12 protein-coding genes are annotated in these 14,308 nt (G+C 65.5%); 2 read left to right on the top strand and 10 right to left on the bottom strand.

Annotation, left to right across the window (positions count from 1 at the left end):
• Positions 1 to 128 precede the first annotated feature (128 nt).
• Positions 129 to 1,091 carry a TAXI family TRAP transporter solute-binding subunit gene (locus QNJ30_05700; GenBank protein MDJ0942934.1) on the bottom strand — a complete coding sequence of 321 codons (963 nt, stop codon included), beginning with the start codon at positions 1,089 to 1,091 and terminating at the stop codon, positions 129 to 131.
• A gap of 407 nt (positions 1,092 to 1,498) precedes the next feature.
• On the opposite strand from QNJ30_05700, the gene QNJ30_05695 reads away from it, so the two are divergent.
• Both QNJ30_05695 and QNJ30_05690 read left to right on the top strand, forming a co-directional pair.
• The gene (locus tag QNJ30_05695) at positions 1,499 to 2,170 is read left to right on the top strand and encodes a hypothetical protein (protein MDJ0942933.1); all 672 of its coding nucleotides are present in this window, start codon (positions 1,499 to 1,501) and stop codon (positions 2,168 to 2,170) included.
• Between the two features lie 29 nt (positions 2,171 to 2,199).
• Positions 2,200 to 3,543, top strand: coding sequence for a S8/S53 family peptidase (locus tag QNJ30_05690; protein MDJ0942932.1), 1,344 nt, complete (start codon positions 2,200 to 2,202; stop codon positions 3,541 to 3,543).
• A 347-nt stretch (positions 3,544 to 3,890) separates the two neighbouring features.
• Here the strand turns inward: QNJ30_05690 and QNJ30_05685 are convergent, their stop codons facing one another.
• From QNJ30_05685 to mltG, 9 genes are all read right to left on the bottom strand, one after another.
• Positions 3,891 to 5,069, bottom strand: coding sequence for a homoserine O-acetyltransferase (locus tag QNJ30_05685; GenBank protein MDJ0942931.1), 1,179 nt, complete (start codon positions 5,067 to 5,069; stop codon positions 3,891 to 3,893).
• A gap of 52 nt (positions 5,070 to 5,121) precedes the next feature.
• Positions 5,122 to 7,062: an acyl CoA:acetate/3-ketoacid CoA transferase gene (locus tag QNJ30_05680; GenBank protein ID MDJ0942930.1), complete on the bottom strand. Its 1,941-nt coding sequence runs from the start codon at positions 7,060 to 7,062 to the stop codon at positions 5,122 to 5,124.
• Positions 7,063 to 7,104: 42 nt separating this feature from the next.
• Entirely contained in the window at positions 7,105 to 7,539 is a 435-nt protein-coding gene (locus QNJ30_05675; GenBank protein MDJ0942929.1) for an SRPBCC family protein, read from the bottom strand.
• A gap of 48 nt (positions 7,540 to 7,587) precedes the next feature.
• Positions 7,588 to 8,085: a universal stress protein gene (locus QNJ30_05670; protein MDJ0942928.1), complete on the bottom strand. Its 498-nt coding sequence runs from the start codon at positions 8,083 to 8,085 to the stop codon at positions 7,588 to 7,590.
• Positions 8,086 to 8,098: 13 nt separating this feature from the next.
• Positions 8,099 to 9,469, bottom strand: coding sequence for a TRAP transporter large permease subunit (locus QNJ30_05665; protein ID MDJ0942927.1), 1,371 nt, complete (start codon positions 9,467 to 9,469; stop codon positions 8,099 to 8,101).
• Positions 9,470 to 9,474: 5 nt separating this feature from the next.
• A complete protein-coding gene (locus QNJ30_05660) occupies positions 9,475 to 10,110 on the bottom strand; it encodes a TRAP transporter small permease subunit (protein MDJ0942926.1) in 636 nt (211 codons plus the stop codon).
• 56 nt (positions 10,111 to 10,166) lie between these two features.
• Entirely contained in the window at positions 10,167 to 11,255 is a 1,089-nt protein-coding gene (locus QNJ30_05655; protein MDJ0942925.1) for a TRAP transporter substrate-binding protein, read from the bottom strand.
• A 435-nt stretch (positions 11,256 to 11,690) separates the two neighbouring features.
• The gene (locus QNJ30_05650) at positions 11,691 to 13,175 is read right to left on the bottom strand and encodes a sigma 54-interacting transcriptional regulator (GenBank protein ID MDJ0942924.1); all 1,485 of its coding nucleotides are present in this window, start codon (positions 13,173 to 13,175) and stop codon (positions 11,691 to 11,693) included.
• 162 nt (positions 13,176 to 13,337) lie between these two features.
• Positions 13,338 to 14,282, bottom strand: a complete 945-nt coding sequence (gene mltG / locus QNJ30_05645) for an endolytic transglycosylase MltG (GenBank protein ID MDJ0942923.1) — start codon at positions 14,280 to 14,282, stop codon at positions 13,338 to 13,340.
• Between the last annotated feature and the right edge of the window lie 26 nt (positions 14,283 to 14,308).

Below are 14,308 nucleotides of genomic sequence, written 5' to 3'. Positions count from 1 at the left end.
GGTCCGGCAGCATCGCCAAGGATCGCCCGGCGGGGACCCGGCCGGATCGCCGGGCCCACCGAAGCACGCAAGGCACCCTGCGGAGCGCGCGCGGCGCGCGGCGGTGAAGCGAAGACCTTCGGCGTGGTTTACTTCGCCGTCACGCCCACTTCATCGTAGTAGCGCTGCGCGCCGGGATGCACCGGGATCGCGGCGCCGAGCAAGGCGTTCTCGATCTTGACGCTGTTCCAGACGTCCTTGACCTTGGCGAACTCGGCGTGGTTTTCCCACAGCGCCTTGGTGATGCCGTAGACGATGTCCTCGGGCAGCTCCTCGCGCACGACCAGGTTGGTCACGGCGCCCAGGGTCGGGACCGGCGTCTTGACGCTCTTGTAGTGGGCGTTTGTGACCTCCAGCTTGATGTAGCCCGGGTTCTCCGAAAGGATGTCGGACAGGACCTCCGCCTCGATCGGCAGGAAGCGCACCCCGGGATTGAACTCCAGGTCGAGCAGGGAAGCCTGCGGCACGCTGGTGAGCGCGGTGAAGGCCTCGATATGGCCATCCTTCATCAGCCCGACGGAATCCGAGTAGGAAACGTGGTGGACCGTGCCGCCGGCCTGCTTCACGTCCTCGACGGTGAAGCCGTACTTGCCCGCGACCAGCTTGAAGGCCGCGTAGCCCGACCATTTGGTCTTGCCGGGGCTGATGTTCTTGCCCTTGAGGTTGGCGTAGGACTGGATGTCAGAACTGGCCGGCACCACGGTCTGCAGCCCGGCCGGATAGAGGGTCGCCAGGTGCCGTACCTTGGGATGCGCCTTTTCGAAAGCGCCTTTGCCCGAGTAGCCGTCGAAGGCGGTGTGGCCGTAGCTCCAGCCGATCTCCGCCTCCCCCTTGTTGACGTCCTTGACGTTGCCGACGCCGCCGCCGGGCCCGTTGGACGTCGAAATGCCGGCAACCTTCTTCTCCAGCACCTCGGCCATCTTGGCCCCGAGCGGATACCAGCTTCCGCCGGCGGGGCCCGAGACGATGCGGACGAAGGTATCCGCCGATGCCTGCTGGGCCGCGAAGGCGAAGGCGGCCAGAGCGAACAGTAGTGTCGATGCGCGAGTCATCGTCTGCCTCCCGTGTCGAAGAGATCATGTCCGCCGATTATGTGATGCGCAGCCAAAGGGGCGGCGGCCGAGGCCTTCGCCATGCCGGCCAGCTTCGGCGGTTGGCGCCATAATACGCCGGGACGCGACGGCTGAACAGCGGGTCAGATCCCGGACTTTGCGGCCGTGTTGCTTTTCCCCAACCGACCTGCTCTTGGGCTGTTCGCAACGTCGGCCTCTACGCCTTTCGCGCGAAAACTGCTTGGTCCAGCTCCAGCATTTTGCGTAATCTCTAAGGGTGTTCCTTGAACCAGACCCATCCGCACTACCCCGTGCGGTTCTGGGAGTATGAGTCCATGCGACTACTCACTCTGATTCTGACGGGGGCAATAATGGGGCAGGCGACGGCCAGCGAGATCCCGGTCCAAATGCTGACGCGCGAAGATGTACAGCGCGCCGCTGATCCGTCGGTTCTAGAAGGTGTTTCGACCGAGCCGGCAGGCACAATCTACTTCCCTGATCGCATTCTCGCCGCCCAGGTCGACGATCTGAAGGGTGATGCCGCCGCACAGCTCGAAAGCTGGTCGCGCACGCACCGCTTTCTGATAGTGCCGTTCAGCATTGGCGTACGGCCGTCCGGAGATCTTATTCCCGAACGCGTGGACGTCGCGCTGTCACTCGCTGAGCCGCAAGACCTAGCCCTCCAGCCAATCGTGATCGACGTGTTTCCGCCGAACGGGTTCAAGAAGGCCGCATTCCAGGGTAGCGCAGGCTTGGAGATCGGTGCGGGCGGTAGCTTTCAAGGCGCCGCCACCGCCAAAGCCAACGCCGCGTTCAACTACACCTACGCACCGGCCTACGCGAACGTGTTTTCAGGCTTCGGCTCGACGCACGCCTTTTGGCAGTTCAACCGGGCGCAGGACAGCTATCCGATCGGCAACATCCCCTTGAAGCTGCTGGTCGTCGTCCCGCGGAAGCTCCAAGAGCCGGAGCTGATCGGCGACTTCGACGTCGCCGTCAACTTCGGCGGCAGTTTCTGGTCAGGGGACAGCGTCAGGGCGCAGTTCACGACGCTAGTGTCGCTGCCAGAAGAGCCGTGAGGCGTGCAAGTCTTGCGCTTACGGCGATCATGGCGCTGACTGCCGCGTCGGCGGATGCCGCGGTGCTCGACGCCCTCGAGCGGCGGCAACTCTCGCGGCTCGGCAACCGGCCCGTGCCGGTTGCGATCCATACGGCCGAGGACAAGAGCACAGCGGTACTGGAGAGCCTCGGGGGGCAAGGCTACTCTTACCCCTTCATCGATACCGTCCTCGCGACCCCGGCCGCAAACGCGGTTCTAGCCCTGGGCCGCGATCCGGCCGTGCGCGATGTGGAGCTTGTCGACAGCGGGATACTCAGAACGATCTATCTGTTGCTTGGCCGGCTCGAGCAGCTCCACCTTTACATCCGAACAGGCATCCACGATGTCGCCTCGATTAATCTAAGCTTGGCGCCACCGAGAGCGCTGATTAACAGCCGGCCGCGCCGAACGGGCGAAGCGACGGTGCGCCGCGCGGTCGAGGCGTTCACCATCGGGCTGGGTGTGCCGGTGACGATGCCGGCGGGCAACGATGGGCCGGCCGAAGGCTTTCTGAACCCCTGGGCGACGGGCGCCGGGACAACCGTCGTCACTGCCGCCGACGAAGCTGGCCGGCGCCTTTGGCAACAGGCAAGCCGACCGGCAGGCGACATCCGCAGCGCTGATTGGCTTCTGGTTGCCGCCTGGGGCGTAGATAGCATCACCACGCGCGACCTGCGGTACGAGGCCGACTTGCCGCCCGACCCAAAGCTCGTCGAGCGCTTCGGCGAAGAGCGCGCCCTTCTCTTGACGACGGTGACAGGCACAAGCTTCGCCGCGCCGCAGATTTCAGTGGCGCTTTGTCGGCTGCACCAGGCCACAGCCTTCCTGCGTGGCCTGTTATCGAGCGTAACGGGATCTCGCTTCGCGGTCTCCCCACACATCCGTGCCCTTGTCGACACTGCGATCGACCGCGACCAGCCGCTTTTCGACAAGCGCCAAGTCGAGCGAAGGGAGAAATACGGCGGCTTAACGGTCGAGACGAGCTTTGACCACAAGCGAGCCGTTATGGAAGCCTTCAAGTCGAACGGTATCGACGTCGACCTGACTTTCCGCACCAATCCGGCTCTGCGCTTCATCAAGACCATCGCGCGGCCGATGCCGGACGCGGGACCGGCGGGGGGGCTTGGCTTCGTGGACGCGGACGCCGCGAGCAGTTTCGTGGCGCGAATGCGCGTTTCGGACTTCGTGCGGCTGTTCGCCGATGAGGGCGACGAAAGGCTAGAGGGCTGGATCTCGGCCCTCACCGAAGGCGATGACCCGACGGTACTGACCCCAGAGGTGGCGGAGGCGATCCCGAACTACTGCGATGAGTACGACCTGTCGCTGAGCCTCCCGCTCGCGCCATCCGGGTAACCGGCTCGACCGCTGGTCAGGGCAGGCGCGACATGGGTCTTCCTCTGGGATGCTCGTAGCCCTACGGCGATCGATCAGAGGGTATGTGAGCCAAGAAGGATAAACTCCATCGCCGGTTCCCTTACCAGACTGATCCTCACCGGTTGATCGTGCGCCCGATGCGGCGCCACTCGGCGACGCTCTTGTTGGGCTTGGCGAGGGTCCGGGCGAAGGGGTGACCGCAGATACCGTCGGCGACGAAGTACAAGTTAGCCGGTCTCGGCCGGCCAAGACCGTCGCCAGGAAGGCCCGGCCGCGGAAGACCCAGGTCCACATTTCAGCGCTGGATCAGCCGCCGAGCTGCCGCGTCATTGCTCCAGCAGGGCCCGGATGCGCGGGCCCGCCTGGGCGATGGAAAGCACGCCATCCAGGTGCCCGCGCGTGCCTTCCAGTTCCACCACTTCGACCGCCGTGCCGTCCGACCTGATGATCGCGGCCGTCTCACGCACCGCGTTGCCTGGGAATACCAGGTCCTCGTCCGTGTGGATGATCAGGACCGGGCAGTCGATCTCGAGCAGGCCTTCGTAGAGGCTCTCCCCGTGGCCGGTGTAGAAGAGCTGGTTGGCCTTGGCGAGATAGAGGAAGTGGTTGGCGTCGGAGGTCTTCGCGCGGGCGGCCGCCGCGGCGTCCAGCACGGCCTCGATCTTGTAGAGGTTTTCGAAGGAGGCGGCCGGATCCTTCGCCTCGTCGGCCCAGGTACGGCCGAAGACGCCGTTGGACCATTCCGGGTTCTGGGCGTGCAGGGTCACGACCTTGAGCGCCTCCGCGAGGCCCTTGGTCGGGGCCTCGCCGCCGTAGTAGTCGCCGCCGTTCCACTTCGGATCGAGCCGGATCGGCGCGGACCAGATGTTCAGCCAGGCGATGAGATCGCCGTCGGCCCAGCCCGAGCCGATCACCGGGACCAGCCGCTCTACCATCCCGGGATAGCTCGCCGCCCATTCGTAGGCTTGCAGCGAGCCCATCGAGGCGCCCATCACCGCGTGCAGCTTCTCGATCCCCAGCTGATCGAGCAGGGCCTTCTGGGTCTCGACGAAATCCCGGATGGTGACGATCGGAAAGCGCAGGCCGTAGGGCTTGCCGGTCTCGGGATCGATGCTCGCCGGCCCGGTGGTGATCACTTTGGGGTTGTGAACGCCCAAGTTCACGGGGGTGTCGACCGAGATGACGTAGTACTTGTCGGTGTCAACCGGCTTTCCCGAACCGATGATCGAATCCCAGTAGCCGGGCGCCTTGTCGTCCGCCGCGTACCGGCCCGCCGCATGGGAGTTGCCGGAGAAGTAGTGCGTTACGAGGATGACGTTGTCCTTCGCCTGGTTGAGGCGCCCGTAGGCCTCCCAGCCGAGCGTCATGTTCTTGATCGTCCGACCGCCCTGCGTGGTGAACTCCGGAATCGTGAAGCTCTGCTTCTCGACGATCTGGTCGTAGGCCTGCGCCGACGCGGCGGCGAGCCCGATCACCAGTCCCAGCAAAGCGGCGCTGATCCGCATCTCCGTCTCTCCTTGAAGTTCCCTGAAGTTCGATGTCCCTTGAGGCGGCATCTCAGCCGGCCGGAAGGCCGGCGTCACGCAGAAAATCGCGCGCCTCGTTCTGGGTCTCGAAGACGTGCGGCGCCACCTTGCGCGTGAGGATCTGACCCAGCTTCATGCGCATGAAGGCGCTGGTGGCGTAGCGCGAGACCCGGTTGTAGTAGCGCTTCTCCAAATCGCGCACCATCTCTCCGTAGGCTTCGACGAGCTCGGGGTCGATCCGAAAGGATCCGTAGTTGACGATCACGTCGACGGCTTTGCCGATCTCGCGGCACCTCGCTTCGACGGCGGCGCGGATCGCGTCTATGTCGTCCGGGCGGCGAAGGTGCAGGTTCTCGAAGTTGAGGAACAGGGTGTTGCGTGCCGGGTCGTAGGTGATCCTGTCCTCGAGGTCGAGGTCGAGCAGCAGCGCCTTCAGGCCCATCGGCTCGGAATGGAAGATCCGCGGATCCATGACCTTTGGATCTTCGACCAAGGGCGCAAAGCCCATCTGCGCCAGGATGTCGCGGTCGAGATCGACGCCTGGCGCGATTTCGACCAGGCGCAGGCCCTCGCGCTCGAGGGCGAAGACGCAGCGCTCGGTGACGTAGAGCACCGGGCGCTTGAGATCGGCGGCCAAGGGACCGCTGAAGGTGACCTGCTCCACCCTTTCGATGAACTTCCGCGATCTGCCCTCCTGCTCGATTCCGAGACGCCCCTCCTCCAGGGCGACCTTAAGCCCGCCGGCGGTGAAGGTGCCGGCGAAGACCAGGCGTCGCGCGTTCTGGCTGATGTTGATAAAGCCGCCGGCGCCCGCCAGCTTGGACCCGAAACGGCTGACGTTGACGTTACCCTCCCGGTCGCATTCGGCCATCCCGAGACAGGCGAGATCGAGGCCGCCGCCGTCGTAGAAGTCGAACTGCTGGTTCTGGTGAACCACGGCTTCGGTGTTGACCGCCGCCCCGAAGTCGAGGCCTTTCGCCGGAACCCCGCCGATCACACCCGGTTCGGCGGTCAGGGTGATGTAGTCGAGCAGCTTCTCCTCGGCGGCCACGGCGGCGACACCCTCCGGCATGCCGATGCCCAGGTTGATCACACCGTTCGGCGGCAGTTCGAAGGCGACCCGGCGGGCGATCACCTTGCGCAGGTCGAGCGGCAGCGGCTCCAGGCTCTCCAAGGGAACCGAGATCTCCGCCGAGAAGGACGGCGAATAGTCAGTCGCATAGGTCTGGCGATGGTTCTCGGGTCGGGACAGCACGATGCAGTCGACCAGGGCGCCGGGCACCACCACCTGCCGCGGGTTGAGCGAGCCTTGCCTGGCGATCCGTTCGACCTGCGCGATGACGATCCCGTTGCTGTTCCTTGCCGCCATCGCCATGGCCAGGTTGTCCAGCACCAAGGCTTCGCGCTCCATGGTGATGTTCCCGGAGGGATCCGCGGTGGTGCCGCGCAGCAAGGCGATGTTGATGGGAAAGGCCTTGTAGAACAGCGCCTCCTGGCCGGCGAGCTCGATGAGCTCGACGATGTCCTCGGTCGTCACGTCGTTGATCTTGCCGCCGTCGATACGCGGGTCGACGAAGGTCTTCAGGCCGACGCGCGAGACGCTGCCCGGCTTGCCGGCGGCGATGTCGCGGAACAGGTGGGAAATGCAGCCCTGAGGGAGGTTGTAGGCTTCGATCCGGCCTTCCAGCGCGAGACGGCCGATCTTGGGTATCAGGCCCCAATGGCCGCCGATCACCCGCTTCAAAAGGCCGTCGTGGCCCAAGCGGTTGAGACCACGCTCGCCACCATCGCCCTGGCCCGCCGCGAAGACCAGGGTCAGGTCCCGGGGATGACCGTTGTCCAGGAACCGCGCCTCAAGGCCGCACAGCAATTCATCCGGTGTGCCGATCCCAACGAAGCCCGAGGTGCAGACCGTATCGCCGTCCCGGATCACCGCGATGGCGTCGTCGAGTGAGACCAGTTTGTTTCTCATCGTGGACAATCCCCCTACCTCGTCCGTTCGGCTGCCGCGAGGTTAGGATTCCCTCTTCTTTCCGAGGACGTGATGCCCCAGGTTGTCGAGTGCGGCCTGGTAGAGCTGCTGAAAAACCCTGACCGTCTGGAACTCGCTGAGAGCCTCCGATTCGAAGGAGCCGGTCCATTCGACCGTCGCCGTCCCGTCGCCGTTGTCCTTGACCCTGACCTCGACGGTCCCTTCTGAGATCGGCAAGGGGCTTTCGACGATCGAGTAGCTGTAGGTCCGCTCGCCGTCGTTCCGCCTGTCGAGGCGTTCGACGAAGGTGCCGGCACCCTCGAGCTCGACCCTGCGGGTGCTGCCCTCGCCGTCGCCGTCGGAATCCAGCGAGAGCACCAGGGGGTTCCAGCGGCCGAGAGCCGAGAAATCCCGAATGGCCCGCCACAGCACATCCGGCGCGGCGGCGACATCGGATTTCAGCACCACCTTCGGCACCTCTTCATCCTCTTCATCCTCTTCGGCCTCGTCCCGGCTGGCGGCCGGTCACTTCACGTCCTCGGGGATCGGCACCAGCAGGACGGGCCGGTCCGCACGGGAGACGACTTTCTGCGCGACCGAGCCCAGCAGGGCGCGCTGCAGACCGCCGCGGCCGTGCGTACCCATGACGATGAGGTCGACCCCGAGGTCCCGGGCCTGCTCGGAGATCACCTCGGCCGGGTGACCGTCGACAATCCGAATGTCGGTGACGAGCTCATCCTCCTCCGCCTGCGGACCGAGTTCGGCTTGGCAAAAGCTGTGGATCCGCGTCGTGATCTCCTCGCGGACCTTCGCGAGGCCCTGCGATTGCAATTGCTGCAGCTCTTCCTTCGGCAGCATGTTGCGCACCAGGGTTTGCGCCGTCGGCCCCATGGGTTCCATGGCGTGCAGGAAGGTGATGCTGGCGCCATGCTGTCGGGCCAGGGCGACCGCGAAGGCGAAGACTCGGGCGGCGCTGTCGCCGAGGTCGCTCGAGTAGAGGATCTTGCGGATCGTCGGCAGCATGATCGTGGCCTCCCTAGTTCGAACCGTAGGCGACGCTGGGCAACCAGGTGACCAGATCCTGCCAGACGAAGACCAGGACCAGGCCGCTGAGCTGCAGCAGGATGAAGGGAATGACGCCCTTGTAGATGTGGGCGACGGTCACGCCGGCCGGCGCCACGCCCTTGAGATAGAACAGGGCGAAGCCGACGGGAGGGGTCAGGAAGGAGGTCTGCAGGCAGACCGCGAAGAGCACCGTGAACCAGACGAGGTCGAAGCCGAGGTTGGCGATCACCGGGCCGACCAGTGGCAGCACGATCAGCGTGATCTCGATCCAATCCAGGAAGAAGCCCAGAATGAAGGTGAAGACCAGGACCGCGATCACGATGCCGGTGGGTCCCAGGGGCAGACCGTTCAAGGCCGTTTCGATCAATTCGTCGCCGCCGAGGCCGCGGAACACCAGCGAGAAGGCCGTGGCGCCCAGGAAGATCGCGAAGATGAAGGCCGTCGTCTTGGTGGTCTGTTCGCAGACCTCGCGAAACACCTCCAGGTTCAGCTTCTTGTTGGCCCAGGCCAGGAGCAGGGCACCGAAAGCGCCCACGCCGGAGGCTTCGGTCGGCGTGGCGAGACCCATGAAGATGGTACCGAGAACGGCCAGGATCAGCGCGGCGGGCGGCAGGACCGCCCAAAGGACCCCGAGGATCGCCTTGCCCGAGATCGGCTCGACGTTCTCAGGCGCCGGCGCGACATCGGGTGCCAGCCGGGCGTAGACCAGCATGTAGGTGATGTAGATCGCGCCGAGCAGGACGCCCGGAATCAGCGCGCCCAGGAAGAGGTCGCCCACAGACATCGCGAGCCGATCCGCCATTAGTACCAGCATGATGCTCGGCGGGATCAGGATCCCGAGGGTGCCGACGGAGCAGACCGTCCCCGCGGCGAAGCTCGGCCGATAGCGGTTCTCCAGCATCACCGGCAGGCCGAGAAGGGCGAGCAGGACGACCGAGGCGCCGATGATTCCGGTGGACGCGGCCAGCAGGATTCCGATCAGGGCCACGGTCACTGCCATGCCGCCGCGCACGCGCCCGAATAGCTTGACGAAGTTGTTCATCAGCTGTGCGGCGATGCCCGAGCGGTCCAGCATCAGGCCCATGAAGATGAACATCGGCAGGGCGACAAGGACCCAGTTCTTCATGACGTCCCAGATCCGGTCGACGACCGCCGAGGTGTAGGCCCAGTCGATGGTGTAGAAGGAGTCGGCCATCAGGTCGGTGTATTCGCTGGCGATCCAGCCGACCAGGGTGAAGATCACGGCCAGGCCGCCCAGGACCCAGGCCACCGGGAATCCGGTGAACAGCAATCCGATGAAGCTGACGAACATCAGCACGCAGAGGATTTCGTTGAACTCCATCGCGCTCAATCTCCCTCTGTCTTGGTTTGGGCCGCGACCGGCGCCGGCGCCCCGAAGAGGTACGCGGTGACGCGGGTCAGGCGCGAGACCGTCGCAACCAGCAGCAGGACGAAGCCGATCAGGAGAACCGACTTGATGGCCCAGCGCGCCGGCAGGCCGCCCGGCGACTCGGAGACCTCGTTGATCGAGATCGAATAGGTGACGAAGGGCAGGGTGAACCAGATGACCAGGATCACGAAGGGCAGCAGGAAGATCAGGATTCCGAAGAGCTCGACCCAGGCCTTCGTGCCCAGGCCGAACTTCTCGTAGACGACGTCGACCCGGACGTGATCGTCGGACTCGAGGCAGTAGGCGAGGCCCAGAAGGAACCCGAAGGCGTAGATGTGCCACTGGATCTCTTCGAACTCGATGCGCCCCTCGCCCAGCACGTAGCGCATCGTGACGTTGAGGACGATGATCGCGACCAGAGCCAGCCAGATCCAGGAGATCAGGGATCCGAGCCGCCGAACGAAGCGGTCCAGGACGCTCGAGAGGGCCGTGTGCGGCAGCTCGGCGTGGTGGATGAGCTCGTGAAGTCGATCATGATCCCCGCCCGGGCTGTCCGGGGCTACTCCAGGTGTTTGAGCGTTTCCGTCCGTCATGATCGTTTGCTTCCCCTCCTAGCCATGCCAAAGAGCTGCCGCACCGGGCCGCGCCGTCAGAAGCTCCGCGGCAGATACGCGAGGCTCTTCCAGACCTTGTAGTTCGACGAGAAGGCCTCCTGGGATTCGTAGACCTTCTTGAAAAGCGGGTCCTTTCCAGCCTCTTCCTCCATGACCTCCTTGGCGATGCGCTGCAGCTCGCGCAGGATGTCCTCGGGGAAACTCCCGGCCGTGACGCCCTTGTCTTGAAAGGCCTTGATCACCTCGCCCTGGATCGCCTCGCCGCGCGACAGGTTGCGCATCACGCCGGCGGTGCAGGCCATGTCGATCAGCGCCTTGGTGCTGTCTTCGAGGCCGTCCCAGACGCCCTTGTTCACGACCAGGTGAAAGGCCGTGTAGGTCTGGTGCCAACCGGGAAAGTAGTTGTATTTGACGACCTTGTTGAAACCGAGCTTCTGATCGATGGCCGGCATGGAGAACTCGGACGCGTCGATCGCACCCTTCTCCAGGGCCTGGAAGATCTCGCCGCCCGGCAGCAGGGTGACCGAGGCACCGACCTTCTCCATGACCTTGCCGCCAAGGCCGGCAAAGCGGATCTTGAGCCCTTTGAGGTCGTCGAGAGAGGTGATCTCGTTGCGGAACCAGCCGGCCGTCTCCGGCCCGATGATGCCGCAGAGCACGGGATGCACGCCGTGTCCGGCGTAGACCTCCTCGCCGAGCGCCTTGCCGCCGCCCTCGTACCACCAGGCGGTGAACTCCCAAGGCTCCATGCCGAAGGGACGGGCGGCGAAGAGCGGCGAGGACGGAATCTTGCCCTGGTCGTAGCCGATCCAGGTGTATCCGGCCTGGATCTTCTTGTCCTTGACCGCGTCCGTGATGCTGAAGGGCGGCACCAGCTTGCCGGGCTCGAAGATCTTGAACTGGATCGCCCCGCCCGACGCCGATTTCAGGGCGTCGGCAACGTAGACGATGTTGTCGCCGAGGGCCGGCAGGTTGGTGCCGAAGGCGACGGGGACCTTCCAGCGGACCTTGTCCGCGGCTAGGGCCGCCGTGCCGGCGGCAACCGAGGTGAGGGTCGCCACCAGCCCCAGGGCTGCCAACGAACGCAGAGCTTGGGCCGCCTGGCCAAGTCTTGATGGAGTCATCTTCCGGGTTCCTTTCTTGTCCCAAGGAAAGCGGCCGCCAGGGCACAGCCGCTCGCCACGCGAGGGCCCGGCGGCTTCGGCTGAAGAAGTGACGGCGGAGGCGCGGGAAAGGCGCAGGGCCGCGCGATCGACGGACGCGGGATCCGGCGTGCGATCGAGCTTGCGGGCTGCCTTGAGCGACAGCATGGATGCCTCCCATCCCGCTCAGCGGGTCAACGGCTCGCTCGTTCGCGGTGCGGCGAGCCCTTGGTCGACGCATGAGCAACTTTCGTGCCAAGCGTGAAAGGCACCTCTAAAACGCTGGATTACAGCGGGAATCTGCGCCGGCGCCCGGCAGACGACGCGGCGGGGAGACTGTTCGGATTTTCGGACGGTCTAGAACGGCAGAGCGGCTAAGCCGTTGTCACTGAACAAAGACTCTCCGCTGTCCGGAAATCAGTCACCTAGTGACCGAGAATCGGACAGTCCCAGCTCCTGGATCTTCTCATACAAGGTAGACCTGGAAATGCCCAAGAGCCGGGCGGCGGGCGCCTTCTTGCCCTTCGTGCGCCTCAGGGCGTCGAGAATCGCTTCGCGCTCCAGGTTAGCGACCCGGTGCGCCAGGGTCGCTTCCGTCGAGCCGGCGCCTTCGTCGCCCCGCTTTCGGGGTTCGCGCGCCGCCGGCAGCAGCTGCTCGAAGACCTGCCCCGAGAGCACGTCATCGTCGCTCTCCAGACAGGCCCGCTGAAGGACGCTTCGCAACTCGCGCACGTTGCCCGGCCAAGCGTGCCGTTGCATCACCAGGATCGCGCTGCTGTCGAGCTCCCGAACCCGCGTGTTGTTCGCGACCGCGATGAGCTCGAGCAGGGCTTCCGCCAGGGGCCGCAGGTCGACCAGTCGGTCCTTGACCGGCGGGATGCGGATCGGCAGCACGTTCAGCCGGTAGTAGAGGTCCTTCCGGAAGTCCCCCGTGTCGACTCTGGTGGCGAGATCCCGCGAGGTCGCGGCGATCAGGCGCACGTCGACCCGCCTGACCTCGTTCGACCCGACGGGCTCGATCACCTGGTCTTCGAGCACGCGCAGCAGCTTTGCCTGAAGGTGCAGGGGCATGTCGCCGATTTCGTCCATGAACAAGGTGCCGCCGTGCGCCAGTTCGAACTTGCCGATGCGCGCCCGGCGATCGGCGCCGGTGAAGGCACCCGGCGCGACTCCGAAGAACTCCGCTTCCAGGAGCCCTTCGGGAATCGCGGCCATGTTCACGGCAACGAAGGGGCGCTGTGCCCGGTCGGAGGCGGCGTGAATGGACTGCGCCAGCAGCTCCTTGCCGGTGCCGGTCTCGCCCAGGAGCAGGACGGGGCTGGTCAGCTGGGCCAGCTTGCGCGCCTTGCGGCGAATCTCGACCATGTCCTGGCTGACCCCGACGACGTTGGCGATGCTGTAACGGGTCCGCCGCGCCGCCGCGAGCTGCGCTTCGATCGAGGTCAACCTTGTGTGCAGCTTCTCGAACTTGGAGATGAGCGGCTCCAGGTAGTCGAGGTTGTCGTAGAGCACGAAACCGACCGCGCCGATCACCGCGCCCCTGGCGTCGTGCAGGGGCAGCCGGCTGACCACGAAGTGCCGATCCCCGAAGCGCATGATGTCGATCGGGATCGGCTTTCCGGTCTCGACGACCTCGCGCATCAAGCTCTCGGGTATGACCGTCTCGATCTCCCGGCCGAGGACGTCGTCGCCTTCGCCGACGCCCAGCAAGCTTCGATACTTCTCGTTGATCCAGACGATGCGGGCGTTGCGATCGACGGAGACCGCCCCGTCACACATGGTCTCGAAGACCTCGAAGAGGCTCTCGACGGCGCGCGCATGTATGCGCGAACTGGGCGCCGCCGTCGCGCTCTCGCCTTCGGCGAGATCTGAGCTATGTATCGGGCCCGCCAAATCGGCCAATTGCTCTCCCTCCGGGCGATCATAGCACCATTTCGATCACGGATTGTGCCTTGTCCGTCCTTGGACCTGAAATCACGATTGCGAATTGGGAGCTCGAGGCCGGGGTCCGAGCTGCCGCAGAGCAGGTTCTCTAGGACGAGTTAAGGGCAGACCGACCCGCCCTCACCGATTGATCGTGCGCCGGATGCGGCGCCATTTTGCGACGTTCTTGTTGTGCTCGGCGAGGGTGCGGGCGAAGGCGTGGCCGCCGGTGCCGTCGGCGACGAAGTAGAGGTAGTCGGTCTCGGCGGGGTTGAGCACCGCCTCCAGGGAGGCCCGCCCGGGGTTGGCGATCGGCCCCGGCGGCAGGCCGGCGTTGCCGTAGGTGTTGTAGGGGTTGTCGACCCTGAGGTCGCGCGAACGGAGCGCCCGGTCGAGCGGCCCGGTGCCGCCGGTGAGCGCATAGACCACCGTCGGGTCCGACTGCAACCGCATGCCGCGCCTGAGCCGGTTGACGAAGACGCCGGCGACCAGGGCCCGTTCCTCGGCCACCCCGGTCTCCTTCTCGACGATCGAGGCCAGGATCACCGCCTCGGCCGGTGTGTCGAAGGGCAGGTCCTCCGCCCGGGTCGGCCAGAGCTCGTCCAGCGCGTCGTCCATGGCCTTCTGCATCCGCCCGACGACCTCCGGGCGCGTGTCGGCCCAGGCGTAGTTGTAGGTCTCGGGCAGCAGGCTGCCTTCGGCCGGAACGCCGTCGATCTCCCCGATCAGCCCCTCGACGCCCGCGAGCAGGCCTGCGACTTCGGCGCTGGTCAGGCCCTCAGGCACGGTGAACTGGCGGATCACGGTCTCGCCGCTGACCAGGATGTCGATCACCCCGCCCATGGAGACCCGGGCCGGAAAGGCGTATTCGCCGGCCTTGAGGCTGCGGCTGACCCGGTAGAGGCGGGCCGCGAGGCGGAACAGGAAGGCGTCGTCGATCACGCCCCCGCTCTGCAGCTCCTCGGCGATTGCCGGCAGCGAGGCGCCCCGTTCGACGATGACCGTGGTGTCGGCCTGCAGCGGGCCCGGACGATCGAGACGGATAATCCCGCCCAGCACCGCCGCGCCGGCAATAAGGACCAGCAAAGCCGCCGCGATTGCGCCGGCTTTGG

Source organism: Kiloniellales bacterium, assembly GCA_030066685.1.
Classification (GTDB): Bacteria; Pseudomonadota; Alphaproteobacteria; order Kiloniellales; family JAKSBE01; genus JAKSBE01.
Note: the sequence above shows the minus strand (reverse complement) of the source record. Positions and strands in the feature narration are given on the sequence as shown.